Origin of the sequence: Mycobacterium sp. E136 (genome assembly GCF_001666865.1) — a bacterium.
Classification (GTDB): Bacteria; Actinomycetota; Actinomycetes; order Mycobacteriales; family Mycobacteriaceae; genus Mycobacterium.
On sequence record NZ_LZJE01000246.1, the window covers coordinates 1 to 25,704 of the forward strand.

General features: G+C 67.7%; 28 protein-coding genes, 1 pseudogene and 1 riboswitch. Of the genes and pseudogenes, 8 read left to right on the forward strand and 21 right to left on the reverse strand.

Annotation, left to right across the window (positions count from 1 at the left end; all coding sequences use genetic code 11):
* Positions 1-64: 64 nt before the first annotated feature.
* Positions 65-247: pseudogene (locus A5698_RS29475) on the forward strand (peptidase M28); the annotation flags it as partial.
* Here the strand turns inward: A5698_RS29475 and A5698_RS16210 are convergent.
* The 4 genes from A5698_RS16210 to A5698_RS16225 are packed head-to-tail and all read right to left on the reverse strand — an operon-like array spanning position 201 to position 3,301.
* A complete protein-coding gene (locus tag A5698_RS16210; protein WP_068298875.1) occupies positions 201-1,490 on the reverse strand; it encodes a uracil-xanthine permease family protein in 1,290 nt (429 codons plus the stop codon). The pseudogene A5698_RS29475 and the gene A5698_RS16210 overlap by 47 nt on opposite strands.
* Positions 1,487-2,707, reverse strand: coding sequence for an APC family permease (locus A5698_RS16215; RefSeq protein WP_068298878.1), 1,221 nt, complete (start codon positions 2,705-2,707; stop codon positions 1,487-1,489). The genes A5698_RS16210 and A5698_RS16215 overlap by 4 nt, the downstream gene beginning before the upstream one ends.
* 14 nt (positions 2,708-2,721) lie before the next feature.
* Positions 2,722-3,063: a hypothetical protein gene (locus A5698_RS16220; RefSeq protein WP_068298881.1), complete on the reverse strand. Its 342-nt coding sequence runs from the start codon at positions 3,061-3,063 to the stop codon at positions 2,722-2,724.
* 13 nt (positions 3,064-3,076) lie between these two features.
* Complete coding sequence (locus tag A5698_RS16225) at positions 3,077-3,301, reverse strand: hypothetical protein (protein ID WP_067082497.1); 225 nt, start codon at positions 3,299-3,301, stop codon at positions 3,077-3,079.
* A 104-nt stretch (positions 3,302-3,405) separates the two neighbouring features.
* Between A5698_RS16225 and A5698_RS16230 the strand changes: the two genes are divergently transcribed.
* The gene (locus A5698_RS16230) at positions 3,406-4,647 is read left to right on the forward strand and encodes a TetR/AcrR family transcriptional regulator (RefSeq protein WP_068298884.1); all 1,242 of its coding nucleotides are present in this window, start codon (positions 3,406-3,408) and stop codon (positions 4,645-4,647) included.
* Here A5698_RS16230 and A5698_RS16235 read toward each other — a convergent pair.
* The 7 genes from A5698_RS16235 to thiC form a co-directional block, all read right to left on the reverse strand.
* Entirely contained in the window at positions 4,614-4,892 is a 279-nt protein-coding gene (locus A5698_RS16235) for a DoxX-related protein (RefSeq protein ID WP_068298886.1), read from the reverse strand. The genes A5698_RS16230 and A5698_RS16235 overlap by 34 nt on opposite strands.
* A 16-nt stretch (positions 4,893-4,908) precedes the next feature.
* Positions 4,909-6,396, reverse strand: a complete 1,488-nt coding sequence (locus A5698_RS16240; protein ID WP_068298889.1) for a flavin-containing monooxygenase — start codon at positions 6,394-6,396, stop codon at positions 4,909-4,911.
* Between the two features lie 54 nt (positions 6,397-6,450).
* Positions 6,451-7,188, reverse strand: coding sequence for a DUF4190 domain-containing protein (locus A5698_RS29045; RefSeq protein ID WP_068298892.1), 738 nt, complete (start codon positions 7,186-7,188; stop codon positions 6,451-6,453).
* Between the two features lie 29 nt (positions 7,189-7,217).
* Positions 7,218-7,667 carry a septum formation family protein gene (locus tag A5698_RS16250; RefSeq protein ID WP_197506799.1) on the reverse strand — a complete coding sequence of 150 codons (450 nt, stop codon included), beginning with the start codon at positions 7,665-7,667 and terminating at the stop codon, positions 7,218-7,220.
* Positions 7,657-8,280, reverse strand: coding sequence for an alpha/beta hydrolase family protein (locus A5698_RS16255; RefSeq protein ID WP_068298898.1), 624 nt, complete (start codon positions 8,278-8,280; stop codon positions 7,657-7,659). Before A5698_RS16255 ends, A5698_RS16250 begins: the two co-directional genes overlap by 11 nt.
* Positions 8,277-9,113, reverse strand: coding sequence for a bifunctional hydroxymethylpyrimidine kinase/phosphomethylpyrimidine kinase (thiD, locus tag A5698_RS16260; protein WP_068298900.1), 837 nt, complete (start codon positions 9,111-9,113; stop codon positions 8,277-8,279). Before thiD ends, A5698_RS16255 begins: the two co-directional genes overlap by 4 nt.
* Positions 9,110-10,747, reverse strand: a complete 1,638-nt coding sequence (thiC, locus tag A5698_RS16265) for a phosphomethylpyrimidine synthase ThiC (protein ID WP_068298903.1) — start codon at positions 10,745-10,747, stop codon at positions 9,110-9,112. Before thiC ends, thiD begins: the two co-directional genes overlap by 4 nt.
* A riboswitch (TPP riboswitch) is annotated at positions 10,741-10,849 on the reverse strand. Its footprint overlaps the gene before it by 7 nt.
* Before the next feature lie 168 nt (positions 10,850-11,017).
* On the opposite strand from thiC, the gene A5698_RS16270 reads away from it, so the two are divergent.
* Positions 11,018-12,784, forward strand: coding sequence for an MFS transporter (locus A5698_RS16270; protein ID WP_068298962.1), 1,767 nt, complete (start codon positions 11,018-11,020; stop codon positions 12,782-12,784).
* Here the strand turns inward: A5698_RS16270 and A5698_RS16275 are convergent.
* Genes A5698_RS16275 through A5698_RS16285 form a run of 3 tightly spaced genes read right to left on the reverse strand, consistent with a single transcriptional unit; the run spans position 12,754 to position 15,062 of the window.
* Positions 12,754-13,569: an exodeoxyribonuclease III gene (locus A5698_RS16275; protein WP_068298905.1), complete on the reverse strand. Its 816-nt coding sequence runs from the start codon at positions 13,567-13,569 to the stop codon at positions 12,754-12,756. The genes A5698_RS16270 and A5698_RS16275 overlap by 31 nt on opposite strands.
* Positions 13,570-13,572: 3 nt before the next feature.
* Positions 13,573-14,466, reverse strand: a complete 894-nt coding sequence (locus tag A5698_RS16280) for an N-acetylglutamate synthase, CG3035 family (RefSeq protein ID WP_231967426.1) — start codon at positions 14,464-14,466, stop codon at positions 13,573-13,575.
* 2 nt (positions 14,467-14,468) lie between these two features.
* The gene (locus tag A5698_RS16285; protein ID WP_067082465.1) at positions 14,469-15,062 is read right to left on the reverse strand and encodes a peptide deformylase; all 594 of its coding nucleotides are present in this window, start codon (positions 15,060-15,062) and stop codon (positions 14,469-14,471) included.
* 136 nt (positions 15,063-15,198) lie between these two features.
* Here A5698_RS16285 and napA point away from each other — a divergent pair, with 136 nt between their 5' ends.
* Genes napA through A5698_RS16310 form a run of 5 tightly spaced genes read left to right on the forward strand, consistent with a single transcriptional unit; the run spans position 15,199 to position 18,510 of the window.
* Entirely contained in the window at positions 15,199-15,507 is a 309-nt protein-coding gene (gene napA / locus A5698_RS16290; RefSeq protein ID WP_064351385.1) for a nucleoid-associated protein NapA, read from the forward strand.
* A gap of 40 nt (positions 15,508-15,547) precedes the next feature.
* Complete coding sequence (locus A5698_RS16295; RefSeq protein WP_068298910.1) at positions 15,548-16,006, forward strand: LytR C-terminal domain-containing protein; 459 nt, start codon at positions 15,548-15,550, stop codon at positions 16,004-16,006.
* Between the two features lie 10 nt (positions 16,007-16,016).
* A complete protein-coding gene (sodC, locus tag A5698_RS16300; RefSeq protein ID WP_067082459.1) occupies positions 16,017-16,754 on the forward strand; it encodes a superoxide dismutase[Cu-Zn] in 738 nt (245 codons plus the stop codon).
* A complete protein-coding gene (locus A5698_RS16305; RefSeq protein WP_068298966.1) occupies positions 16,735-17,868 on the forward strand; it encodes a glutamate--cysteine ligase in 1,134 nt (377 codons plus the stop codon). Before sodC ends, A5698_RS16305 begins: the two co-directional genes overlap by 20 nt.
* Positions 17,869-17,871: 3 nt before the next feature.
* Positions 17,872-18,510 carry an LON peptidase substrate-binding domain-containing protein gene (locus tag A5698_RS16310; RefSeq protein WP_068298912.1) on the forward strand — a complete coding sequence of 213 codons (639 nt, stop codon included), beginning with the start codon at positions 17,872-17,874 and terminating at the stop codon, positions 18,508-18,510.
* A gap of 16 nt (positions 18,511-18,526) precedes the next feature.
* Here A5698_RS16310 and A5698_RS16315 read toward each other — a convergent pair whose 3' ends face one another.
* The 7 genes from A5698_RS16315 to A5698_RS16345 all read right to left on the reverse strand — a co-directional run bounded on the left by A5698_RS16315 (position 18,527) and on the right by A5698_RS16345 (position 25,659).
* Positions 18,527-19,432: an SAM-dependent methyltransferase gene (locus A5698_RS16315; RefSeq protein WP_068298915.1), complete on the reverse strand. Its 906-nt coding sequence runs from the start codon at positions 19,430-19,432 to the stop codon at positions 18,527-18,529.
* Positions 19,419-19,781, reverse strand: coding sequence for a monovalent cation/H(+) antiporter subunit G (mnhG, locus tag A5698_RS16320; protein ID WP_068298917.1), 363 nt, complete (start codon positions 19,779-19,781; stop codon positions 19,419-19,421). The genes A5698_RS16315 and mnhG overlap by 14 nt, the downstream gene beginning before the upstream one ends.
* Positions 19,778-20,065 (reverse strand): monovalent cation/H+ antiporter complex subunit F, encoded by a 288-nt coding sequence (locus A5698_RS16325; protein WP_067082449.1) that lies wholly within the window; start codon positions 20,063-20,065, stop codon positions 19,778-19,780. Before A5698_RS16325 ends, mnhG begins: the two co-directional genes overlap by 4 nt.
* Positions 20,062-20,592 carry a Na+/H+ antiporter subunit E gene (locus A5698_RS16330; RefSeq protein ID WP_068298918.1) on the reverse strand — a complete coding sequence of 177 codons (531 nt, stop codon included), beginning with the start codon at positions 20,590-20,592 and terminating at the stop codon, positions 20,062-20,064. The genes A5698_RS16325 and A5698_RS16330 overlap by 4 nt, the downstream gene beginning before the upstream one ends.
* 84 nt (positions 20,593-20,676) lie before the next feature.
* Positions 20,677-22,272 carry a Na+/H+ antiporter subunit D gene (locus A5698_RS16335; RefSeq protein WP_068298923.1) on the reverse strand — a complete coding sequence of 532 codons (1,596 nt, stop codon included), beginning with the start codon at positions 22,270-22,272 and terminating at the stop codon, positions 20,677-20,679.
* Positions 22,273-22,303: 31 nt separating this feature from the next.
* Positions 22,304-22,774: a Na(+)/H(+) antiporter subunit C gene (locus tag A5698_RS16340; protein WP_068298925.1), complete on the reverse strand. Its 471-nt coding sequence runs from the start codon at positions 22,772-22,774 to the stop codon at positions 22,304-22,306.
* The gene (locus A5698_RS16345; protein ID WP_068298970.1) at positions 22,771-25,659 is read right to left on the reverse strand and encodes a Na+/H+ antiporter subunit A; all 2,889 of its coding nucleotides are present in this window, start codon (positions 25,657-25,659) and stop codon (positions 22,771-22,773) included. The genes A5698_RS16340 and A5698_RS16345 overlap by 4 nt, the downstream gene beginning before the upstream one ends.
* Positions 25,660-25,704 lie beyond the last annotated feature (45 nt).

A 25,704-nucleotide genomic window follows, 5' to 3' on the forward strand; every position in this document is an offset into this window, starting at 1 on the left:
TCGTAGTCGGCGGCGCGGCAGCCCGCGGCCCGCGTCGGCCGCAGCGTGACGGCGTTGAGCCCGGCGGGCGGGTGTGCCGTTCGATCCGAACTACCGGACCAAACGCGACACCGTCGAGAACGTGAACCGCGATGCCCTGTCGGTGCTGGGGCCTGCCGCCGCCTTTGCCGTCGCCGGCTACGCGCAGTCGGTCGACGGCGTCAACGGGGTTCCGCCTCCGGATCAGCGGAAGCGGAGCGCACGCTAGCCTGCCGAAACCCCAACAGCCGCATGCCGTGATACACCGCCAGCGCGGTGATGGAACCCAGCGCGATTCCGGTGAACGTCAAATCGCCTGCATTCCACGTGAAGTCGGCGATGCCGATGATCAGCGGAATCGCCGCGGTCATCTGGTTGATCGGCTTGGCGAAGTCGACCCGGTTGGTCAACCAGATCCGGACACCGAGCACACCGACCAACCCGTAGAGCACGACGGTCGCGCCGCCGAGCACACCGGCCGGAATGGCCGAGATCGCCGCGCCGACCTTCGGGCACAGCGAGAGCAGAATCGCCACCGTGCCCGCAACCCAGTACGCCGCAGTCGAATACACCCGCGTCGCCGCCATCACGCCGATGTTCTCCGCGTAGGTGGTCGTCGCCGAACCCCCGCCGAAACCGGCCAGCGTCGTGGCCACACCGTCGGCGGCCAGCGCCCGGCCCATCACGGGGTCGACGTCAGCGTCGGTCATCTGACCGACCGATTTCACGTGGCCGATGTTCTCGGCGACCAGCGCGATCACCGCGGGCAGAAACATTGGCAGCACCGCGAGGGTGAACGTCGGGGTCTGGAACTCCGGCAGCCCCAGCCACGGGGCGGCGGCGATCGCGGCGGTGTCGATCTCACCGAGCGCGAGCGCGAGAAGGTATCCGACGAGAACGGCCGCGAAGATGGCCAACCGGCCGATGATGCCGCGGAAGAAAGCCAGGGTCGCGACCAGCAGCACCAGCGTGACGAGACCGACCAGCGGACCCTGCTCGAAGTTGGCCTTGGCCGACGGCGCGAGGTTGAAACCGATGAGCGCGACGATCGCCCCGGTCACCACCGGGGGAAGGGTCACGTCGAGCCAGTGCGTACCGACCAGGTGAACGAGCCCGCCGATCGCGATCAGCGCGAGGCCCACCGCCACGAGACCGCCGAGGGCGCTTCCCGTTCCGTGTGAAGCCACCGCCGCGGTGACCGGCGCGATGACCGAGAAGCTCGACCCCAGGTAGCTCGGCAGCCGATTGCCCGTGATGAGCAGGAACAGCACCGTTCCGACACCGGAGAACAACAGCGTCGTCGCGGGCGGGAAGCCGGTGAGCACGGGGACCAGGAAGGTCGCGCCGAACATGGCCACCACGTGCTGGGCGCCGAGCCCGATCGTTCGGCCCCAGCCGAGGCGTTCGTCGGGGGCGACGACGAAGTCGTCACCGGAATCTGCCTCGACGTGCTTCCAGGTCAGCTCGATCACGGTCTAAGACGGTAAGCCAGCGCGCCCACGAGCACCACGCAAGCGCCGGCCAGCACCGACGGGACGGGCAGCAGCAACGCCAGCAGCAGGCAACCGGCCAGCCCCACCGTCGGGACCGCTCGGCGACCCAGAGTCCAAGCCGAAGCGTTGGCGATCGCGTAGTAGACGAGCACCGTGAACGAGGAGAATCCGATCGCATTGCGCACGTCGACGGTCGCGGCCAGTACGGCGACGAGCACGCCGACGACGACCTCGGCGCGGTGCGGGCTACCGAAGCGCGGGTGCACACGGGCCAGGGCGTGCGGCAGACGACGATCGCGCGCCATGGCCAGCGTCGTGCGGGACACCCCGAGGATGAGCGCCAGCAGCGAGCCGAGCGCCGCCACCGCGGCACCGACCCGCACGAGAGGCTCCAGGCCCCCGAACCCGGCCGCGCGCACTGCGTCGGCCAGCGGCGCGGTGGCCGACGCCGTTGCCGCACTTCCCAATTCGGATAGGACAGCGACGGCGACCAGTGCGTATACCGCGAGCGTGATGGCCAGCGCCAACGGGATCGCGCGGGGGATGGTGCGGGCCGGATCGCGGACCTCCTCGCCCAGCGTCGCTATCCGCGCATAACCGGCGAACGCGAAGAACAGCAACCCGGCGGCCTGCAGCACGCCGCCGACGGAGGCGTCGGTGCCGATCGACAACCGGCCGGCGTCGACGTCCCCGAAACCCAGGATCGTCACCACCACAGTGCCCAGCACCGCCAGCACCAGTCCCACGATGACCCGGGTCAGAAGCGCCGACTTGCGGATCCCCGCGTAGTTCACTGCCGTCAGTGCGACGACCGTCCCGACCGCAATCCCCCGGGCGGCATGCGGCCAGACGTAGTAGCCGACGGTGAGGGCCATCGCCGCGCAGGACGCGGTCTTGCCGACGATGAAGCTCCACCCCGCGGTGTAACCCCAGAACTCGCCGAGCCGTTCACGTCCGTAGACGTAGGTGCCGCCCGACTGCGGGTACCGCGCGGCGAGCCGGGCGGATGAGGTCGCGTTGCAGTACGCCACGACGGCGGCGACCGCCAGACCGATCAGCAGCCCCGATCCCGCGGCCGCCGCGGCGGGCCCCAGGGCGACGAAGATGCCCGCACCGATCATCGAACCCAGTCCGATGACCACGGCGTCGAAGGTGCCGAGTCGCCGAGGCAGCGCTGGGCCCGCCGGCGTGCTCACGCCGGAATGCTAGATCAGGCGTTGTCGTGGTGCGCCTGCAACGACTGGCGCGCCGACGTCGTCGCCGACGCGACGAGGGCCAGCAGCAGCGCGGCCCCGCCAGCCAGGGCCAGGGGGATGGTCCACAACCGTCGCGTCAGCAGCGCCGTCTCGCATTGGTCGACGTAGTCGCCGCCGCCGGTGGCCGCGGCCGCTTGCGTCAGGTCGGACAGATACCCCGTCCCACACTTGATCTGGAATCCATATTGGTCGTAGCTGTCCAAAAACACCGGGAAGTTCAATGCCAGCAGGGCGCCGGCCAGCACGATGGCGGCGATGATGCCGGTCCAGGCAAGGCGGTGGTGGTGGTCGGACAATGTGTTCCCCCGTTCATGTCATGCAGACATCGGCGAACAGCAGCACGGGCCAGGAAACGATCGCCCCCAGGTACGAGACGACCAGGTCGGCGCCGTTCATCTGCCGCAGGTGGTCGGTGTGGGTGGTCGACCAGAACACGCCGACCAGCAGGTACGGCGTGCCGAGGACGAGGGCCACCGTGATCAACTCGCCGATGGTGACCTGAAAGCCCAATAGCTTGCGGAGCGCGCCGAACATCCCATTATGTTAATCGTCATTCTGCGTAGTCTGGCAAGTTCGCGCCGACGTCGACCGGTGAACTCGACCGGTGTGGGAGCACTCGGTCCGATATCGTGTCTGCCATGTCGCGCACTCGGCCGGCGAGCGGTGACGCGGTCCGGCGCCGGCCGAAGGACCGCAAGGCCCAGATCGCCCGGGCATCGGCCGAGGCATTCAGCACGCTGGGGTTCTACGGCGTCAGCATGGAATCGATCGCCTCGCGGGTCGGGATTTCGGCGGCCGCGCTGTACCGGCACTACGCCAGCAAGTACGACCTGTTCCGCGACGCTGTGCTGAACCTGGGCCAGCAGTTGGTGGACGCCACCGCCTTCGCCGACGACGCCGACCTCGACGACCCGCAGGTGCAACTGCGGCGGCTTGCCGACGCGCTCGTCGAGACGGCACTGGCGAACCGGGAGTCGGGTGGCCTGTACCGCTGGGAGGGCCGCTATCTGCGCGGCGACGATCAAGCATCGTTGATCGCGCAGATGCGCACCGTCAACCACCGCATCCAGCGTCCGATCCGCGCCATGCGCCCGGGCCTGACCTCGCGGCAGGGGTGGATGCTGTCCATCGCGGTGCTGTCGGTCGTCGGCAGCATCGTCGACCATCGGGCCAAGCTGCCCGCCGCCCAGGTGCGGTCGCTGATCTCCGATCTCGCGGTCTCCCTGACGGCCACGGAGCTGCCGGAGGGTGACGACGTCGCCGACGAGCCGGTCGCGCCGGTGTCCACCGGTGTCGAGCCATCGAAGTATGAAGCGCTACTCAACGAGTCGATGCGCCTGTTCAACAGCAGGGGGTACCGCGACACGGGCATGGAGGACATCGCCGCGGCCGTCGGCATGCCCGCGTCGGGGATCTACCGCTACTTCGCCGGCAAGAGCGACATCCTCGCCGCGGCCTTCCGCAGGGCGGCGGACCGGCTCTCCGAGGAGCTCACGGCGATCACCGGTGCGATCGCAGACCCCGAGGACGCGCTCGGCACCGTCATCGACGCCTACGTGGCCAGGTCGTTCGCGCAGCCAGAGTTGGAGTACGTCTACTACACCGAGCGGCTCAACATGTCGCCCACCGATCAGAAGATCCTGCGAAACATGCAGCGCGCCAACGTCGAATCGTGGGTCGAGTTGGTGGTCGCCGTGCGGCCGGAGTGGACGCCGGGGCAGGCCCGGTTCGCCGTCCATGCGGCCATGTCGCTGGTGATCGACCTGGGCCGGCTGATGCGGTACACCAACTCGCCGCAGAACCGTGCGGTGTTGCAGCGGCTGCTCGATATGACGCTGCTGGGGCGCTACCGGTTGCGCGCTACGTTGCCCGCCAAGTAGGCGAGGTAGCCGACGGTCCCGAGCAGCGCCAGCTTACGGGTCTTGCGCGCGGCCAAGCCGAGGCCGATCGCGGTCTCGATACCGCCGTTGACGTAGATGAACTGGCGCGTGTTGTGCGGGAACGCCTGCACCGTCATCGATTCGAACAGTTCCGGCTTGACGAAATGCGACAACCCGACGCCGGCGAGGCCCAGACCTGCCAGCGTGGCGACGCGCGAACCGCTGCCCGACTCTTCAGATGACACTGATGTTCCTTTCTGATCACGCAATTCGGTAGTCGCTCAATGGGTACTGCGAGGCTTCCTTGATCGCGTTGCGCGTGGACATCGGGCGCAGCAGGGTTGCCTCGCCACTCGGGTTGAAATAGTACGACCGCGATGTGGCGCAGTTGCCGACGGCGAACACCGAATCGCCGATCAGTTCGGTCATCCGGTCCAGGTAGCGGGCGTTGGCTTCCTCGGTGATTTCGAACGTCGTTGCGCCTCGGCGCTTCAGCTCACCGAACAGTCGATCCATGTGGCGCATCTGGTATTCCATCGTGTTGAAGAAGTTCAACCCAAGGAACGCGTAGGGGCTGGCCAGGCTCAGGTAGTTCGGGAAGTGTGGCACGGTGATGCCCTGATATGCCTGGAAACGGGTCTCGCGCCACCACTTTCCGAGGTTGCGGCCGTCCCGGCCGATGATCTCGATCGCCGGGAAGTTCGCTTCCCAGAGGTCGAAGCCGGTCGCGAGCACCAGGGTGTCGATCTGGGTCTTGGTGCCGTCGTTGTTGACGATCCCGTCGGGCTCGACCCGTGCGATACCCGAACTCTGCAGGTGCACATGGGGTTTGGTGAAGACGCGGTAGTAGCTGTTGGAGAAGGTGGGTCGCTTGCAGCCGAAGTCGTAGTCGGGTGTGAGCTGTTCGCGGAGCTTGGGATCGCGAATTGAGAAGAACCGGTGCATCTTCGCCAGATCGGACGCGCCGATGTTGAGCCGGCGGAACAGGGTCTTGCTGTGGTGCAGGCCCACGTAGATGAAGAATTCGTAGAGCGCATCGGTGATGGTGCGGATGGCTCGCTGCGTCACCGGGAAACGCGCGAACAGTCGTTTGGTGCGCGCGGAGAACTTGAAGTCCAGCTTCGGCACCACCCAGATCGGCGTGCGCTGATACACGGTCAGGTCGGCGGCGGTCTTCGCCAGTTCAGGGATCAACTGCACCGCGGTGGCTCCGGTGCCGATGATCGCGACGCGTTGGCCGCGTGGATCGTAGGCGTCGTCCCAGTCGGTGGTGTGGATGATCTTGCCGGCGAAGCTCGTGATGCCCGGAATGTCGGGCATGTGCGGTTGGGACAGGAAACCGGTCGCGGTGATCAGGTATCGGGTGCTCAGCGTGGCACCGTCGGCCAGGGTGACCCGCCAGACGTCGGCCTCCTCGTCCCAGCGGGCGCTCTCCACCGACGTGTTGAACCGGATGTGCCTGCGCACGTCGTACTTGTCGGCGACGTCGCTGGCGTACTGCTTGATCTCGGTGCCCGTGGAGAACAGCCGCGACCAGTTCGGGTTCGGCTCGAAGAAGTAGGAGTAGGTGGTGGTGGGGACGTCGACGGCCAGGCCGGGGTAGTGGTTGACGTGCCAGGTTCCGCCGAGGTCGTCCTCGCGGTCGAGGATGACGAAGTTCTCGTAACCCATCCGTTTGAGCTGGATGGCCGCGCCGATCCCCCCGAAACCCGCACCCACGATGAGGGCGTCGAACTGCTCCGAAGTCATGTCGAAACGGTACCTCAGGCAGCGGATACGGCCCGTCGGCGTGCCGAAGCGACCTCAGCCCTTGATCGTTCCGGATCGCGGCGGGTCGAGGGTCGCGATGCAGGTCACGGCGCGGTCGCCCTGCTCCCACGTCTCGGCAGTGGGATAGAGCACATACAGCTGTACGGACGTGTCCGTCATCGCGTCCGGCGAGTAGGCGGCCAGTTCGGGGCTGCATTTCTCGGCGTAGGCGTCGATCGCCGCTTGGCCGGGGAAGTCGCCGTCGGGCATCTGGAGCACCGCGAAGACCTCGCCGGCGTGGGCCTGATCACATCCGACCGTCTTCACGGTCAGCACCCGGGTGTTCGACGGGATCTCGGCCAGGCAGTCGCCCTCCTTCACGTCGGTCGCGGTCACGGTCCCGTTGCCGACAAGGAAGTAGATCAGCAGCCCGACGACCAGCGCGACCACCCACAGCGCCGACAGCACCAGGCCCGCGATCGCCATGCCGCGACCGCCCTGGCCCGCCCTGGCCTTCCTCAGGCCCACGACGCCGCAGACGACGCTGATCAGTACGCCACCGAGCAGACCGAAGATCAGCGAGATGACGGCCCACCAATTCGGGGACCCCTGTTGGGGCGGCGCGTAATAGGACGGCTGCTGCGAGTACGGAGGCGGCGGCGGTGGCGGGTAACCCGCCGGGGGCGGCGGTGGCGGCGGATACGCGGACGCGGGCGGCGCGTACGGATCGGGCGGTTGGCCCCCGTAAGGCGGCGGTCCGTACGGCGGGGGAGGGCCCGGCGGCGTGGTCACGCGAGCAACCGTAACGCGGCGATCGCCATCTAGCTGCGGATCGATCCCCAGCGCTCGTTCTTGGCCATCGCGACGCAGACCACCGAGCGCGACCCTTCCGACCAGGCCTGCGCGCTCGGGACGCCGAGTGCGAGCCGAAAGGTGGGGCCCTCGGGGATGTTCGGCGCGTAGTCGAACAGCTTTCCGCTGCACTGGTCGCCGAGCCGCCTCAGCGCGTCCTCGCCGGGATACTCGCGGGTGTCGGGTGCGCGCACGATCGCGAAGACTTCCCCGTAATGCGGCCCGTCGCACGTCACCCGTTTGACTTCGTGCGGCAGGACATCGTTTTCGGACGTCCGCACACAGTCACCGAGGGCCAAGAGGTCGGCCCGCACCGGAGTCGTCAGCCGGGGCGCGACGATGTAGAACCAGCCGATCGTCGCGAGCGCGACGACGCCGACAACGACGACCGCGACGATCACCCAGTGGCTAGGACGCACCCAGTAACCGTAATGCCGCATTGACCGCCAGCGCGGGCACATCGAGCGACTTGGAGCCCAGATCGTGCCGGGCACCGGTGATCTCGACGACCTCGCTGCGCGCGCCGATCAGCGCTGCCGCGGGCCGCAATTCGTCGATCGAGCCGAACGGGTCGGCGGTGCCGTGGGTGAACACCGTCGGTACCGCGATGCGCGGAAGATGTTCGGTGCGGGCACGTTCGGGCTTACCGGGCGGGTGCAGCGGATAGGAGAACAGCGTCAGCACGGCGATGTCCGCGGCCCCGTCCGCGACCGCCATCGAGGTCATCCGGCCACCGTAGGAGTGCCCGCCCGCGATGACCGGACCGTCGACGAGGGTGCGGGCCAGTTCGACGGCCTCGACCACTCCGGCCTGATCGGTTTTGGCGGATCCGGACGGCGGACCCTTGGGGCGGCGGCGCCGGTACGGCAGGTTGTAGCGCACCGCGAGCCAACCACGCGCCGCCCACTCGTCGCACAGCCTGATGAGCAGCGGTGCCTGGTTGCTTCCACCTGCGCCGTGGGTGAGCACGACGGCACCGGCGGGGTCACCCACGGGCTCGTGTGCGAAACCCGCGATGGCCTCTAGGTTCACTCGGCCAACCTGAACAACGCCGATACCGGGCCGTGCCCGTGTCCCAACGGATAAGCGGCGCGCAGACATTCGGTCACCCAGCGTTTGCCGAACGCGACGGCCTCGGGTACGGAGTAGCCGTGCGCCAGTGCGCTGGCGATCGCCGCGGCGAGCGTGTCCCCGGCGCCGTGGTCGTGTCCGGTGTCGATGCGCGTGGCGTCGAACTCGTGGAACTCGGTGCCGTCGAACAACAGATCGGGGCTCTGTGCCGAGGCGCGCAGGTGCCCGCCTTTGACCAGCGCCCACTGCGGTCCGAGGGCGTGCAGCGCGCGGGCGGCCTCCCGTTGTGTCGCGTCGTCGACGACCTCTATATCGACGAGCAGGCGCACCTCGTCGAGGTTCGGCGTGACCAGGGTGGCCAACGGGAACAGTTGTGTCCGTAGCGAATCCAGCGCACTGGGATGCAGAAGGGGATCGCCGTGCATGGAGGCGCACACCGGGTCGAGGACCAACGGCACCGAACCCGCCAGGCCGTGCGCTCGCCAGGCGTCGGCGACGGTGGCGATGATGTCGGACGACGCAAGCATTCCCGTCTTGGCCGCCTGGACACCGATGTCGGAAGCCACCGCTTCGATCTGCCCGGCGATGACGTCGAGCGGGATCTCGTGAAAACCCTTGACGCCGAGCGAGTTCTGAATAGTGACAGCGGTGACGGCGACCAGGCTGTGCACTCCGAGCAGCGCGAACGTGCGCATGTCGGCCTGGATGCCGGCACCTCCGCCGGAGTCGGACCCGGCGATGGTCAGCACCCGCACCGGTGTGACGCCCGGCTCGGGCAACGGCAGATAGCTCATGCCAGCGGTAGGTATACGCGATTGCCGTGTTCGGCGAATTCGCGTGACTTCTCGTCCATTCCCATCTGCATGGCGGCTTCGATCGCCTCCTCGCTGTCCAGGCCGTGCGCGGCGGCGTAGTCGCGAACGTCCTGGGTGATCCGCATGGAACAGAACTTGGGCCCGCACATCGAGCAGAAGTGCGCGGTCTTCGCCGGTTCGGCGGGCAGCGTCTCGTCGTGGTACTCGCGCGCGGTGTCGGGATCGAGCGACAACGCGAACTGGTCCTTCCAGCGGAACTCGAAGCGCGCGCGGGACAACGCGTCGTCGCGCTCCTGGGCGTGCGGGTGGCCCTTCGCGAGATCCGCGGCGTGCGCGGCGATCTTGTAGGCGATGACCCCGTCCTTGACGTCCTTGCGGTCGGGCAGGCCCAGGTGTTCCTTCGGCGTGACGTAGCACAGCATCGCGGTGCCCGCCTGGGCGATGATCGCCGCGCCGATGGCGCTTGTGATGTGGTCGTAGGCGGGGGCGATGTCGGTCGCCAACGGGCCCAGGGTGTAGAACGGCGCCTCCTCGCACCACTCCTCCTCGAGCCGCACGTTCTCCACGATCTTGTGCATCGGCACATGGCCGGGACCTTCGATCATCACCTGCACGCCATGCGATTTCGCGATCTTGGTGAGCTCGCCGAGGGTGCGCAGCTCGGCGAACTGAGCCGCGTCGTTGGCGTCGGCGATCGAGCCGGGCCGCAGCCCGTCACCGAGTGAGAACGTCACGTCGTAGCGCTGCAGGATCTCGCACAGTTCGTCGAAGTGGGTGTAGAGGAACGATTCGGTGTGGTGCGCCAGGCACCAGGCGGCCATGATGGAACCACCGCGGCTGACGATGCCGGTGACGCGCTTGGCCGTGAGCGGGACGTAGCGCAGCAGCACACCCGCGTGCACGGTCATGTAGTCCACGCCCTGCTCGCACTGTTCGATCACGGTGTCGCGGTACAACTCCCACGTGAGCGCGGCGGGATCACCGTTGACCTTCTCCAGCGCCTGGTAGATCGGCACGGTGCCCACGGGCACCGGGGAGTTGCGCAGGATCCACTCGCGCGTGGTGTGGATGTCGCGGCCGGTGGACAGGTCCATGATCGTGTCGGCGCCCCACCGGGTGGCCCACACCATCTTCTCGACCTCTTCGGCGATCGAACTGGTCACTGCCGAATTGCCGATGTTGGCATTGACTTTCACCGCGAAGGCCTTGCCGATGATCATCGGCTCGGTCTCGGGGTGGTTGTGATTGGCGGGTATGACGGCCCGGCCCGCGGCGACCTCGTCGCGGACCAACTCGGCGGGGACGCCTTCGCGGGCCGCGATGAAGGCCATCTCGGCGGTGATCTCGCCGGCGCGGGCCCGCTGCAGCTGGGTGCCGCGGTCGCGCACGACGCCGGGCCGGGCCGGCAGGCCCGCCTGCAGATCGAGGTCCGCCGTCGGGTCGGTGTACGGACCGGAGGTGTCGTACAGGTCGAGGTGTTCGCCGTTGGACAGGTGCACCCGGCGGAACGGCACCTTCGCGCCGGAGACCCCGTCGAGTTCGCGGTAAATCTTCGTGCTGCCCTCGATGGGGCCGGTGGTCACGGTGACAGAACCATTCGCGACGTGCGTCATTTGATCAATCTCCCTACGCCGGCATTACCCGGTCAGGTTCGTACGGTCGACGGGCCCACCCGTCCTCTCAGCGCGCTGGTGTGCGCTCCCGTGTGCGGACGCCTGCCACGCTAGCGCAGCCGCGTCGTCGAAGGGAGTACGAAACTGCGCGGATTTGTGGGGGAGTAATTTGTATAGCTAATATATGTGTTTTCCGCCGTGGCGGCGCCCATCGACCCTGGAGCGAAGTAGACAGCGACAACGATGACCCCTGAGACCACCAAGCCTGCGATGGCGCCCGACGCCGAGGCGGCGCTCACCGAAACGACGCGTCGTCGGATGCTGATGGATCACGATCACCCGCGATACAAGTGGATCGCCTTGTCCAACACGACGCTGGGCATGCTGCTCGCCGCGATCAACGCCTCGATCGTGCTGATCTCGCTGCCGGCGATCTTCCGCGGCATCGGCTTGAACCCGCTGGCGCCTGCCAATGTCGGCTACCTGCTGTGGATGCTGATGGGGTACCTCGTCGTCACCGCAGTGCTGGTGGTGTTCTTCGGACGCCTCGGCGACGTCTTCGGCAGGGTCCGGATCTACAACCTCGGCTTCGCCGTCTTCACCGTCGCGGCGATCGCGTTGTCCTTCGACCCGTTCCAACTCGGTGCCGGGGCGATGTGGCTGATCGCCTGGCGTGTGGTCCAGGGTGTGGGCGGTGCGATGCTGATGGCGTCGTCGGGCGCCATCCTCACCGATGCGTTCCCCGCCAACCAACGGGGCATGGCGCTGGGGGTGAACATGACGGCCGCGGTGGCCGGATCGTTCCTCGGCTTGCTGATCGGCGGAGTGCTCGCCGAGATCCATTGGCAGGCGATCTTCTGGGTCGGCGTGCCCATCGGGCTGCTCGGCACCGTGTGGAGTTACCGGTCGCTGCGCGAACTCGGTGTGCGGACGCCGGGGCGGCTCGACTGGGCCGGCACCCTGACGTTCGGCATCGGCCTGACCGCGCTGCTGGTCGGCATCACCTACGGCATTCAGCCCTACGGCAATTCGTCGACGGGTTGGACGAATCCGTGGGTGCTCGGATCGATCATCGGCGGGTTCGCGCTGCTGGTCGCGTTCTGCCTCATCGAACTGCGGGTGCCGCAGCCGATGGTCAACATCCGGCTGTTTCGATCCACCTCGTTCGGGATGGGCAATCTCGCCGGACTGATGTCGTCGGTCGGCCGCGGCGGCCTGCAGTTCATGTTGATCATCTGGTTGCAGGGCATCTGGCTTCCGTTGCACGGCTACGACTTCGAATCGACGCCGCTGTGGGCGGGCATCTATCTTCTGCCCGCGACGTTCGGCTTCCTGATCGCGGCGCCACTCGCCGGCTCGCTTGCCGATCGATTCGGCGCCCGGTGGTTCACCGTCGGCGGAATGCTGCTGATGGCCGTGTGTTTCGTTGCCCTGGTGATGATCCCGGTGAATTTCGACTACTGGGTTTTCGCTGTCCTGGTGTTCTTCAACGGCTTGGGCGGCGGCATCTTCACCGCCCCGAACACCGCGGCGATCATGTCGAGCGTGCCCGCCGCCGAACGCGGCGCCGCGTCGGGCGTGCGGTCGACGTTCTTCAACGCCGGCTCGGCGCTGTCGATCGGCATCTTCTTCTCGCTGATGATCGTCGGCCTGGCCAACACGCTGCCCGAGGCGCTCAATGCGGGCCTGCAGGAGCAGGGCGTCTCCGCACCTGTGGCGCACGACGTGGCCAACCTGCCTCCGGTCGGCAGCCTGTTCGCGGCCTTCCTCGGCTACAACCCGATGGCCGAACTCCTCGAGCCCTACCACACCCTTCAGCAGCCCGGTGTGGATGCCGAAACCCTGACGGGCCAGACGTTCTTCCCGCACCTGATCACCGGACCGTTCCACAGCGGGCTGGTCGTGGTGTTCGTCGCGGCGGCGGTGATGATGCTCATCGGCGCGGTGGCGTCGATCTTCAACCCCGGGAACTACGGCGATCAATCGAACGAGGACGCCGCCTCGGGTCAGGCCAGTTCGATCAAGACCGGGGCGTGATCGCTCGGCGCCCCGACGCGGTCCTTGCCGCTCTTGCGTTCGTCGCGGACGATCTCGGCGTGGGTGACGCGCTCGGCGAGTGCGGGTGAGCCGAGTATGAAATCGATGCGCATACCGCGGTTCTTCGGGAACCGCAGCTGCGTGTAGTCCCAGTACGTGAAGACCGCCGGTCCAGGGGTGAACGGCCGAACCACATCCGCGAAGCCCGTTTCTACCACCGCGTTGAAGCCAGCGCGCTCGGGTTCGGTGACGTGGGTGCTGTTGCGGTAGAACTCCACACTCCACACGTCATCGTCGGTGGGCGCGATGTTCCAGTCGCCAACCAGCGCGATCTGGGCCGCCGGATCGTCGGACAACCACTTCTGTGCCGTATCGCGGAGCGCGTCAAGCCATTCCAGCTTGTATTCGTAATGCGGCGAGCCGACGAATCGGCCGTTCGGCACGTAGAGGCTCCACACCCGAACGCCGTTGCACGTGGCGCCGATAGCCCGGGCCTCCGCGGCCGCCTCCACCTCGGGTTTGTCGCTCCAGCTGGGTTGGTCGTCGAACCCGACCTGCACGTCGTCGATGCCGACGCGGGACGCGATCGCCACGCCGTTCCACTGGTTGAACCCGCAGTGGGTGACCTCGTAGCCGGCCGCGAGGAACGGCATGACCGGGAACTGCTCGTCGTTGCACTTGGTCTCCTGCATCGCCAGCACGTCGACATCGGCGCGCCCGAGCCAGTCGGTGACCCGCTCGACGCGGGCCCGAATCGAGTTGACGTTCCAGGTGGCGATCCGCATGGCCTACAGGCTACGAGCGTCGACATAGCGGCTGCGGTGCTGCGTGGTGAAACCCATCGACCGGTAGAGGCCGAGGGCCACCGCGTTGTCGACGAGCACCTGTACGTAGCCGCGGGTGGCTCCGCGTTCGGCGCCCCAGTGCAGGAGCGTCGCGCACAGGGCACGCGCCAGTCCCTGGCCGCGGGACTGTTCGTCGACGCGCACCGCCGACAACCCGACCCAACGCCGGCCGTCCGGCGCCGTCGTCACTGCGGCCCTGCCCACCGCCGCGCCGGGAATCGACGCGAACGCGACCTCGCCGTCGACGACGGCGGTCAGGACCTCGACCGGCACGTCGCGTCGATACAGGCCCAACCACTGCGCGTCGGGGGTCGGGATGAGGCGCACCCGCTCGTCGAGCACTGTATGAGGCAAATCGCTTGTCATGACCTCGGTTTCGAGGTGGGGCCGAACCGGAGCCGCGCCGAACAGTCGATCGGGCACCGAAAGCCAAGGCGTCAGCCCCCGTTCGCCGTACCAGTCGACGATCGCCGCCATGGCCGTCGCGTCGGCGTCGAAGCCAAGGGGCACAGCGGAGTTGGCGCGGTGAGTATGACCGTCGGCGGCGCGTAACAACCAGCCGTCGAGCCACTTCTGTTCGACCCCGGGCCACGCCATGGCCGCCGCGTGTTCGGTGTTGCGGATGTCGGCGGTGCGCACCGGCGCAGCAGTGAGCGTCTTGACGGCCACGACGTCGTCAACCGCGACCTGCACCACGGTGCCCGTCTTCGTCCGGATGCCAAGTGTCGCACCGACATCGACGACGTGTCCGATCACGTCGGTCAGCGGCGGTGACGAACCGGCCGGCCGCCGGTAACGCACCATCACCCGCGTTCCGACCGCGGGCAGCCCGGCCACGGTCAGTGACCGAACGGATCGGGATCCTTACCGGGCATCCACGACAACCCCGGCACACCCCAGCCGTGCGATTTCACCGCGCGCTTGGCGCTGCGCGCATGCCTGCCGACCAAGCGGTCCAGATAGAGGAAGCCGTCGAGGTGGCCGGTCTCATGCTGCAGCATCCGGGCGAACAGGTCGGTGCCCTCGAGGGTGATCGGATTGCCTTCGGCGTCCAGACCCGTCACCCGAGCCCAGTCGGCCCGCCCCGTCGGAAAAGACTCCCCGGGCACCGACAGGCAACCCTCGTCGTCATCGTCCGGATCCGGCATGGTCTCGGGAACCTCGGAGGTTTCGAGCACCGGGTTGACGACCACGCCGCGGCGGCGGGTCAGACGACCGCGCACCTCGGCGCAGTCGTAGACGAACACCCGCTTGGACACCCCGATTTGATTCGCGGCCAAGCCAACCCCGTTCGCCGCGTCCATAGTGTCGAACAGGTCGGCGATCAAATCCGCGAGATCGGGGGGCAGTGAACCGTCCTCTCCGACCGGCACCGGCTCGGTGGCCGTGTGCAGGACGGGATCTCCTACGATGCGGATCGGAACGACTGCCATGCGCAAAATCTTAGGTCGGCAATGCTTGCTGGCCGACTCGCGGGCATGTCGAAGCGCTCATCGGCCCATCACGTGGTTGAATGAGCGCCGAACCACAGCGATGTCATTCAAGTTGTCGGAAGGGTCCAAGAGCCAGATGGACGGCGCGATCGCGCGGACTGAACAATCCGGAGACAACTCTGAACTCTCCGACGGGCTGACCCGGCGCGAGCACGACATTCTCGCGTTCGAGCGGCAGTGGTGGAAGTACGCCGGCTCCAAGGAAGACGCCATCAAAGAGTTGTTCTCCATGTCGGCCACCCGCTACTACCAGGTCCTCAATGCGCTCGTGGACCGGCCGGAGGCGCTCGCCGCCGATCCGATGCTGGTCAAACGGCTGCGGCGACTGCGGGCCAGCAGGCAGAAGGCGCGGGCGGCACGTCGCCTCGGCTTCGACGTCACCTGAGTTACCCGGGCCGCGTGGCCCGCTCGATAAGGTGGGCGCAATGAACCAGCGAGATTCGTCGGGGCTGCCGCTGCGCGCCATGGTGATGGTGTTGCTCTTCCTCGGCGTCGTGTTCCTGTTGGTCGCGTTCCAGGCGATGGGTGGCGACAGCGACGACGACGACGCGCCACCGCTGGCCACGACGGCCACGACCACCACGCCGACCACCTCGGCCAGGCCCAAACCCGCCGAGGCCGAGGTTCGGGTGTTCAACATCTCCACGGTGCAGGGCGCGGCGGAGGGCACCGCCGGACGGCTGCGCGAGGCCGGCTGGAACGTCACCGAGACCGGCAACCTCGAACTGCCGGAGGTCACGGCCACCACCGTGTACTTCAGCGACGCGCCCGGCGAGCAGAAGGCCGCAGAAGAGGTGGGGCGTCTACTCGAGGCGCCCGTCGAACCGCGGTTGCCCGCACTCGCCGAACAACCGCCGGGCGTCATCGTGGTGGTCACCGGTTAGGCTCTTGCACATGTTCAAGACCGTCGCCGCCGCTGCCTTGTTCGCAATTCCCGCTTTGGCCTTGAGCGCCTGCTCGTCACCGGAGGAGCCCAGCAACGTTCAGGGCACCCCGCCGCCCGTGTGGACGGGGTCGCCGCCTCCGTCGGCTCCGCCGGGTGAGGGCGGCGGCGGCCATGGTGGCGGACAGGGCCAGGGTCAGAATCAAGGCCAGGGCGAGGGTCAGGGGTCCGGTGAGACCCTCAGCGCCGAACTGAAACTGGCCGACGGTACTCCGGTGGCCAAGGCCGACATCCAGTTCAGCGGCGGCTACGCGACGATCACCGTCGAGACCACGGCATCGGGCAAGCTGACTCCCGGCTTCCACGGCATGCACATCCATCAGGTCGGCAAGTGTGAGGCCAACTCGGTCGCGCCGACCGGCGGTGCGCCGGGGAACTTCAACTCCGCGGGTGGGCACTTCCAGGTGCCCGGCCACAGCGGCCACCCGGCCAGCGGCGACCTGTCGTCGCTCCAGGTCCGCGAGGACGGTTCGGCGAAGGTGGTGACGACCACCGACGCGTTCACCGCCGAGGAGCTGACCTCGGGCGCGGGAACCGCGATCATCATCCACGAGAAGGCGGACAACTTCGCCAACATCCCGCCGGAGCGCTACCAGCAGGTCAACGGTGACCCGCCGCCGGATGCGACCACTCTGGCGACCGGTGACGCCGGATCGCGGGTGGCATGCGGTGTTATCCGTACCGGCTAACAGCCACATCGACTTCGTCGGCTCGCCGCGACCCACGGTCGGGGTCGAGTGGGAGTTCGCTCTTGTCGACGCGACGACGCGGGATCTGAGCAACGAGGCCACCGCGGTCATCGAGGAGCTCGGCGAGAACAACCCTCGCGTGCACAAAGAGCTGCTGCGCAACACCGTCGAGATCGTCACGGGCATCTGTGATTCGGTGCCCGAGGCCATGGAGGACCTGCGCTCGACGCTCGGGGCGGCGCGCGAGATCGTCCGGTCCCGCGGCATGGAGCTTTTCTGCGCGGGCACCCACCCGTTCGCGAAGTGGTCGCCGGGCAGCCTGACCGACGCCCCGCGCTACGCGGAGCTGATCAAGCGCACCCAGTGGTGGGGCAGGCAGATGCTGATCTGGGGCGTGCACGTCCATGTCGGAGTCCGGTCCGCGCACAAGGTGATGGCGATCAACACCTCGCTGCTCAACCACTATCCGCATCTGCTGGCCCTGTCGGCGTCCTCCCCCTTCTGGGATGGTCAGGACACCGGCTACGCGTCCAACCGGGCAATGATGTTCCAGCAGTTGCCGACGGCGGGCTTGCCGTTCCACTTCCAGACGTGGGCGCAGTGGGAACGATTCGTGTACGACCAGAAGAAGACCGGCATCATCGACCACATGAACGAGATCCGTTGGGATATCCGGCCTTCGCCGCATATCGGCACCGTGGAGGTACGGGTCTTCGACGGGGTGTCCAATCTGCGCGAGCTGAGTGCGTTGGTGGCGTTGACGCACTGCCTAGTCGTCGACCTCGACAGGCGGCTCGACGCGGGTGAGTCGTTGCCGACCATGCCGCCGTGGCACGTGCAGGAGAACAAGTGGCGCGCAGCGCGTTACGGCCTGGACGCGATCATCATCCAGGACGCCGACAGCAACGAGCGCCTGGTGACCGAGGATCTCGACGAGCTGCTCAACCGGCTCGAACCGGTGGCCGCGTCGCTGCACTGCGCCGACGAACTCCGCAGGGTCGAGAAGATCTACAGATCCGGCGCGTCGTATCAGCGACAGCGCCGCGTCGCCGAGGAGCACGACGGTGACCTGCGCTCCGTCGTCGACGCGCTGGTCGCCGAACTGGATCTGTAGGCGATGGCGGCGATCCCGATGTTCCCGCTGCAGGTGGCGATGCTGCCGGGCGAGGACCTGCCGCTGCGCATCTTCGAACCGCGTTACAGCGCACTGGTTTCGGACTGTCTGGCCACCGAGGATCCGGCGTTCGGCGTTGTGCTGATCACCGCGGGCCGTGAGGTGGGCGGCGGGGATGTCCGCAGCGATGTGGGCGCTCTGGCCCACATCGTCGAGGTCGCAGATTTCGGCGATGGCCGTTACCGCCTCAAATGCACGATGGGCGAACGCATCCGGGTCATCGAATGGCAGCCCGACGACCCGTATCCGCGCGCCGCGGTCGAACCGTGGCCTGACGAGCCGGGTGATCCCGTCGACGTGGACGCGATCCGCGATGTCGAGGATCGCATGGTCGCGTTGTTCGAGCGGATCGCAGCGGCGCGCGGCGGCGAGGTCAACGGCCGCGAATTCATCGCCGGTGCCGATGCCTGCGGCGACGCCGGTAAGTGGTTGTACGCGTTGACCTCCCGACTGCCGATGGGCCAGGCCGACCGTTACGCCGTGCTAGCCGCGCCGACGGCGGCAGCGCGGCTGGCCGCGCTCAGCGACGCGGTCGAGACGGTCACGGCGATGGTCGAGTTCCAGTTGTCCTCGGGGGACTAGTCACTCGGCGAGCCGATCAGCAGGTCCGCTTTCCTTCGACGAACACCGTGCGCGGCGTGGTGTCGTCGGCTTCGTCCACGGCGCACCGGCCGTAGCGGTCCATCAGATCCGCCGCAGTGACGGCGTTGACATCCCAACCGTGGTCGGCGAGCCATTCGCTCACCTCGCTACGTTCCTCCACGTACCACAGGTTCTGGACGTCGTAGGCGTTCTCGTCGCCTTCCTCACCGGCCTGCTGCCGATACTCGCGTAGCTTCTCTTGGCGACTCGCCAGATACTCGGGATCGAAGAACCCCGCGCCGAACGCCTCGACGGCTATGCGGCTGCCTCGCGCGCTGAGTTCTGTGATCCGTTCGAACAACAGGTCCTGCCCGCTCGCCGGCAGATACGGCAGCAACCCCTCGGCCGCCCACGCGGTCGGCTCGCTCGGGTCGAACCCGGCATCGCGCAGCGCCCGTGGCCAATCGTCGCGAAGGTCGATCGGCACGGGAACGTATCGGGCAGTCGGCTCGACTTCGTTCTTGCTCAGGGTGTCGACCTTGAACGCCAGCACCTTGGGCTGGTCGATCTCGTAGACGACGGTGCCGTCGATCCAGGGCAACCGCCATGCCCGCGCATCGAGGCCGGCCGCGAGGATCACCGCCTGGTCGATGCCGTTGGCGCCGGCGGCGATGAAGAACTCATCGAACCATTTGGTGCGCGACGCGGCGTAACCGCCGATCGCTCGGATTCGCTCGACCATGTGGTTCGGAGGTTGTCGCCAACCACGCTCGACAGCGGCGTCGATGAACATCTGGGCGTACGGGTCGGTGAAGAGCGGGCAGCCAGTGTTCTGCTCCTGCGCACGAGACCAGGCCACCCCGAGCGCGGTCGCGCCGACGCTTTCGGTGATGTCCCAGCTGTCGTCGTCAGTCCTGGCCATTGGCACCGCTTCCCGGGTGGTCGGCGAACTCATCAATCTCGTCCGCGGTCAACAGATCGTCTCGGACGTTCTGTTCCCGGTACGCGAGCTGACCAACCCGGTTCGCCACGACGGGAGCGGTGATGATGGTGAACAAGCCCGTGAGCACGAGCATGCCGACATCGGTGTTGCCCCGCAGTCGGATCGCGGCGCCCGCGATCACCAGCAGGAGCCCGAGCACCTGCGGTTTGGACGCCGCGTGCATCCGCGTCAGCGTGTCGGGGAAACGGACGATGCCGATCGCCGCGGTCAGCGCCAGCGTCGAGCCGCCCAGCACGAGCACGGCCGTGATGATGTCCAGCATCGTCATCGCCGCCCCCGGATCGTCCGCGGCTTGTCCACGTCGGGAACGCGGAACCGCGCCACGCTCACCGTCCCGACGAAGCTGATCAAAGCCAGCGCGGCCATCCCGTAGGTGACGGTGCTGTCCAAGCTGTAGGCGCCCCAGATGCCGATCCCGCACATGGCCACCGCGATCAGCGTGTCGACGGCGACCAGCCGGTCCAAGGTGCTCGGGCCGGCCAGGAGCCGGAACATCGTGATCGCCGAGGCGGCGGTGATCATCACCGCGGCGATGACCCACACGGTATTCATGCTTCGTTCTCCTCGTGCGCCGGACGCCAATCCTCGGGACGTTCGAACGTTCGGACCAGCAGTCGTTCGATCACGGCCACCTGGTGGTAGAACGCGCTCAGCGCGCGGTCTGACCCGACGTCGATGACATGCATGTAGAGCAGGCGGCGGGTCTGGTCGATCTCGAGCACGATCGATCCCGGAATCAGGTTGAAGATGATGACCGCCAGCGACAGCACGAGATCCGACTTCACCGAAAGCTGCGCGCGCAGCACGGCCGACAGTGGTGGGCGGGGTTTCAACGACAGCCACGCGACCTGCACGGACGACAGCACCAGCCGGTAGGCGACGGTGAGGATGAGCCGGATCAGCGACAGCACGTGCACCTTGCCCTCGACCGGCACGGCAGGCAGCGGCAGCAGCCAGGTGATCAGCGTCGCGACGGCCAAGCCCGAAAGCACATTGGCCGCAGAGAACGTGCCCCACAACAAGATCCAGACCAGCACCAGCCAGCACAGGACCCAGATGCGCAACGCGACGCTTCTCATCGGTGCGGTTCTCGACGCCCTCATCGCTGCCTTCTGCTCTTCGCGCGAGCGCTCATCGCTGCCTTCTGCTCTTCGCGCAAGCGCTCATCGCTGCCCCACCACGGCAGTTATGTACTCAACCCTGTCGAGCACCTCCTGCGACGCCCTCTCGCTGTATCCGAAGATCGGTCCGGCGAGCACCGTCAGCGCCAGCCCCGCCGCGATCAGCGCGCCCGTCGGCCCGACCATTCCCGCCGGCATGCGGCCGACGTGGTCGCGGTCGACGAACTGAATGTCCTCTGGTTCGTCGAGCAATGCCGACGGCACCGCCGCGGACAGATGCCCTTCCGGCGCGTCTTCACGCGATCGCCAGAACGCCTTCGTCCACACCCGGACAACGACATACAGCGTCAGCAAGCTGGTCACCACGCCCCCGCCGACCAGCGTCCAGGCCAGCACCGAACCGTCCTCCGCACCCGCCTCGAGCAGCGCGACCTTGCCGATGAAACCGGAGAACGGCGGTATACCACCGAGATTGAGCGCGGGCACGACGAACACGAACGCCAGCAACGGGCTGGCGGCCGCCAGCCCACCGAGGCGGTCCAACGTCGACGCGCCCGCCTGGCGTTCGATCAACCCGACGACCAGGAACAGCGCCGTCTGCACGAGAATGTGGTGCGCCACATAGTAAATCGCTCCCGACATGCCGAGCTGGCTGGACAGCGCGATGCCGAACACCATGTATCCGATGTGGCTCACCAGCGTGAACGACAGCAGTCGTTTGATGTCGCTCTGCGCGATCGCGCCGAAGATGCCGATCAACATCGTCAGCAGCGCCGCCACCAACAGAATCGGGTCCAGACCACCGCTGGGGAACAGCAGCGAGTGCGCCCGGATGATCGAGTACACGCCGACCTTGGTCAGCAGGCCTGCGAACACGGCGGTGACCGGCGCGGGTGCGGTCGGGTAGGAGTCGGGCAGCCAGGCCGAGAGCGGGAAGACCGCGGCCTTGATGCCGAACGCCACCAGCAGCACGGCGAACATCGCGGAACGGACGCCTCCCGACACGTCGTCCAGACGCACGGCGACCTCGGCCAGATTCAGTGTCCCGGTGGCGCCGTACACCAGGGCGATGCCGAACAGGAATATGAGCGACCCGACCATCGACACCATCACGTAGGAGATGCCAGCGCGCACACGGTCTTTGCTCGCTCCGATGGTCAGCAGCACGAAGCTCGCGGCCAGCAGCACCTCGAAGCCGACGAACAGGTTGAACAGGTCGCCCGCGAGGAACGCCATGCACACGCCGGCCGACAGCACCAGATAGGTGGGCATGAAGATCGACACCGGTTGGCGTTCGTCACCGTCGCGGACACCCTGTCCGATGGCGTAGAACACCACCGCCACCAACACGACCGACGAGACGACGAGCATCAGCGCCGACAAGCGGTCCACCACCAGCGTGATGCCCAGCGGCCCCATCCCCGGAACCGACTGTCCCCAGCCGCCGACGTTGAGCACGAGCGTGCCGTCCCTGTCGGCGAGGTAGAGCAGCGCGCCGCACACCGCGACCACGACACACAACACGACGAGCGTCACGAGCCGCTGCAGTCGCGGCCGCCGGCCGGCGATCAACGTCGTCGCCGCGCCCAGCGTGGGCAGCAGCACGGGCAGGGGAATCAAGGTGGCGGCCAACGTCATGCGCGGCCTGCCTTCGCTCGTTGTATCCGGATCACTTCGACCCCTCGTATCCGGGCAACGCGTCCAGCTCGTCGGGTGCGTCGGTGTCGCGCGCGGCTTCGGGTTGAGGGCGGTCCTCCTCGACGGCGGCGGTGTCCTTGGCGGCCAGCTCGGAGACCTTCGCGTCCTCCGGGTCGTCGCCCACTTCCTCTTCGGTGGTCAATCGGTAGGTCCGGTAGGCCATCGCCAGCACGAACGCCGCGATGCCCATCGTGATGACGATCGCGGTCAGGATCATGCCCTGCGCCAACGGATCTGCGGTGGTTGTCCGGCCGTCGCTGTTGCGCCCCCGGATCGGTGGGTCACCGGACGGGCCGCCGGCGATGAGGATGAGCAAGTTGATCGCGTTGCCGATCAACAACAGCCCTAGCAGCATTCGCGTCAGGTTGCGTTCGAGCAGTAGGTACACCCCGGCACTGGTGAGACCGCCGAGCAGGACGAGGGGCACGAGCGAGGTCGTCACCGCGAGCTCACCTCCGTTCCCTGTTCCTGGCCGAGTTCGACGTCGATGCGGGCGCCGAGGCTGCGCAACACGTCGAGCACCAGCCCCACGACGATGAGGTACACGCCGAGGTCGAAGAACAAGGCGGTAACGAACTTGACGGTGCCCAACACCGGCACGTCGACCTCTATCAGCGCCGACGAGAGTGCGGGCGCGCCCACCAGAAGCGACGCGACCGCGGTGCCCGCGGCCAGCGTCAGCCCCGCGCCGAGGATCTTGCCCGCGTCCAGTGGCAGCGTTTCGCCGAGTTCGTAACGCCCACCGGCGAGGTATCGCAGCACCAGCGCCAGCCCGGCCGTCAATCCGCCGGCGAACCCGCCACCCGGGGTGTTGTGTCCCGCGAAGAAGAAGTACGCCGAGAGCACCATGATCAGCGGGAAGATGACGCGCGTCGCGACCTCCAGGATCAGCGACCGGTGCCGCGGGTCGCGCAACTCGCTGCCTCGCAGCCAGGTGATCTCACCGGCCGCCGGGCTGGTGTTCACGATCGCGGGCAGCCGTCCGATGTCGGGCTGACCGGCGTCGGCCACCCGCGGTGGCGCCCCGAACCGCCTGTGCCGGAACACCATTGATGCGACGCCCGTCGCCGCCACCAGCAGCACCATGACCTCGCCCATGGTGTCCCAGGCGCGGATGTCGACCAGCAGGACGTTGACGGCGTTGGCGCCGTGGCCGCGGTAGTAGGCCGCGTCGGGGATCAGCGCGGCGATCGGAACCCCGGTGCGTGCGGCCATTGCGTACACCGCCGTGGTGGTCACGGTCGCACCGACGGCAAGCGCCAGCAGGGCTCGCGGCCACCGGTACCGCCGGATGTGGAGCCGGTCGGCCTCGGCGGGCAGAGTGCGCAGCACCAGCACGAACACCACGAGCGTCAACGTCTCGACCAGGAACTGGGTCAGCGCCAGGTCGGGTGCGCCGTGCAGCGCGAAGATCGCACCACAGCCGTATCCCGTCACGCCGACGAGCAGCACCGCCGCGAGGCGGTTGCGCATCACCAGCGCCCCGAGTGCGGCGGCCAGGATGATCAGGCCGATCACCACCTGAAGCGGGGAGCCCCACAGCTTGAACTCCGGGCGGTCCCGCGCGCCCAGCGCCAGCACGATCGTCGGCACCAGCACCAGCGTCGACAGGATCGCCGACTGTGTCGCCGGGATCGAGCCGCGCTGCGTGACCGCGGTGAGCTCCACCGACCACAGGTCGAGCCTGCGCACGACGGCGTCGTACACGTGGTCGGCGTTACCGAGCGGTTCGCGCATCGTGCGGAACCGGCGCAGCCGCTCGCGTCCGATGAAGGCGGCGACGCCCGTGGCGATCACCAGCACGGACAACAGCAGCGGCAGGTTGACGCCGTGCCACAGGGCGAGGTGGTACTCGTTGTTGCCGCCGGGCACGGTGTCGGCGTAGCCCTCGAGCACGTCGCCGATCCCGACGGGCCAGATCCCGAAGGCCAGGCCGGCCGCCGCGAGGACACCTGGCGCGATCATGAACGTGCGCTCGGGGCGGTGCATCTCGGCGACGCGCGTGCTGGGGTGCGAATGCCCTTTGCGGGCGAACGCGCCGAACAGAAAACGCAGGCTGTAGATGGTCGTGAACACCGAGCCGAGCACGATGCCCGCCAGCACCACCGGCGCGAAAGCACCGAGCGTCGGGCTGTGCAGCACGGTCTCGAGGTCGGCTTCCTTGGCGACGAAGCCGAAGAACGGTGGCAGCGCCGCCATGCTGGCCGACGCGCCGACGGCGATGACCAGCAGCGGTCGCGCCTTGTCGCCGAGCCAGGCCAGCCGGCGGATGTCGCGGGTTCCGGTGGCGTGGTCGATGATGCCGACGACCATGAACAGCGCCGCCTTGAACATGGCGTGCGCCACCAGCATCGCGAGCCCGGCGAGCATCATGTCGGCACCGCCGGTGCCCACCATCACCGTGATCAGCCCCAGCTGGCTCACCGTTCCGAAGGCCAGGATCAACTTCAGGTCGTACTCGCGCACCGCGCGCCAGCCCGCCAGCAGCATGGTGACCAGGCCGAGAGATACGACGATCGGTTTCCACACCGGGGAGTCGGCGAAGCCGGGGCTCATCCGCGCGATCAGATAGACGCCCGCCTTGACCATCGCCGCGGCGTGCAGGTACGCGCTCACCGGGGTGGGCGCGGCCATCGCGCCCGGCAGCCAGAAGTGCAGCGGCACGATCGCCGACTTCGACAGGGCGCCGACCAGAACGAGCACCAGCCCGACGGCCGCGGCCACCCCGCCCGGCGGGGAGGCGAGCAGTTCCGATAGCAGATAGGTGCCGGCCAGATTGCCGAGCACGATGATGCCGACCAGCATCGCCAGACCGCCGAACGTGGTGACCAGCAGGGCCTGCGTCGCGGCCCGTCGGCTGGTGAGGCGTTCGGCGTAGTGCCCGACGAGGAGGAAGGAGAGCACCGAGGTGATCTCCCAGAACACATAGAGCACCAGCATGTTGTCGCTGGTGACCAGTCCGAACATCGCCCCGGAGAACGCGACCAGTTCGGCGGCGAAGCTCGGCAGCCGGTTCTCGATGCGGCCGTCGTGATGCCGGAAGTAGTCGGCGCAGTAGAGGAGCACCAGCGCACCGATACCGAGCACCAGCACGCTCATGATCGCGGCGAGCGCGTCGAAGCGCAGGGTGATGTTCATCCACAGCTCGGGCACCCACTGCACGTCGACGGTGGCGGCCCGCCCGGCGGATGGCCAGTTCAGCATCACCCAGACCAGCGACGCCAGCGGCACCAGCGCCAGCGGGTAGAAGGCGTTGCGCCCCCACCTGTGGACGAGCAGGGGCGCCAGCGCGGTGGCGACCGCGTGAGCGAGCAGGACGGCGAGCAGGGCACTCCGATCGGTTGGGTTGGTCAGCACGCGGCCGCCAACCGG

Coding starts and splice junctions, on each gene's coding strand:
- A5698_RS16330 (WP_068298918.1), bottom strand. CDS start 20,592: ATGAGAAGCGTCGCGTTGCGCATCTGGGTCCTGTGCTGGCTGGTGCTG.
- A5698_RS16230 (WP_068298884.1), top strand. CDS start 3,406: ATGTCGCGCACTCGGCCGGCGAGCGGTGACGCGGTCCGGCGCCGGCCG.
- A5698_RS16285 (WP_067082465.1), bottom strand. CDS start 15,062: ATGGCAGTCGTTCCGATCCGCATCGTAGGAGATCCCGTCCTGCACACG.
- napA (WP_064351385.1), top strand. CDS start 15,199: ATGGACGGCGCGATCGCGCGGACTGAACAATCCGGAGACAACTCTGAA.
- A5698_RS16315 (WP_068298915.1), bottom strand. CDS start 19,432: ATGGCCAGGACTGACGACGACAGCTGGGACATCACCGAAAGCGTCGGC.
- A5698_RS16310 (WP_068298912.1), top strand. CDS start 17,872: ATGGCGGCGATCCCGATGTTCCCGCTGCAGGTGGCGATGCTGCCGGGC.
- A5698_RS16295 (WP_068298910.1), top strand. CDS start 15,548: ATGAACCAGCGAGATTCGTCGGGGCTGCCGCTGCGCGCCATGGTGATG.
- thiD (WP_068298900.1), bottom strand. CDS start 9,113: ATGAGCTATCTGCCGTTGCCCGAGCCGGGCGTCACACCGGTGCGGGTG.
- A5698_RS16270 (WP_068298962.1), top strand. CDS start 11,018: ATGGCGCCCGACGCCGAGGCGGCGCTCACCGAAACGACGCGTCGTCGG.
- A5698_RS16240 (WP_068298889.1), bottom strand. CDS start 6,396: ATGACTTCGGAGCAGTTCGACGCCCTCATCGTGGGTGCGGGTTTCGGG.
- A5698_RS16275 (WP_068298905.1), bottom strand. CDS start 13,569: ATGCGGATCGCCACCTGGAACGTCAACTCGATTCGGGCCCGCGTCGAG.
- A5698_RS16225 (WP_067082497.1), bottom strand. CDS start 3,301: ATGTTCGGCGCGCTCCGCAAGCTATTGGGCTTTCAGGTCACCATCGGC.
- A5698_RS16325 (WP_067082449.1), bottom strand. CDS start 20,065: ATGAATACCGTGTGGGTCATCGCCGCGGTGATGATCACCGCCGCCTCG.
- thiC (WP_068298903.1), bottom strand. CDS start 10,747: ATGACGCACGTCGCGAATGGTTCTGTCACCGTGACCACCGGCCCCATC.
- mnhG (WP_068298917.1), bottom strand. CDS start 19,781: ATGACGATGCTGGACATCATCACGGCCGTGCTCGTGCTGGGCGGCTCG.
- sodC (WP_067082459.1), top strand. CDS start 16,017: ATGTTCAAGACCGTCGCCGCCGCTGCCTTGTTCGCAATTCCCGCTTTG.
- A5698_RS16335 (WP_068298923.1), bottom strand. CDS start 22,272: ATGACGTTGGCCGCCACCTTGATTCCCCTGCCCGTGCTGCTGCCCACG.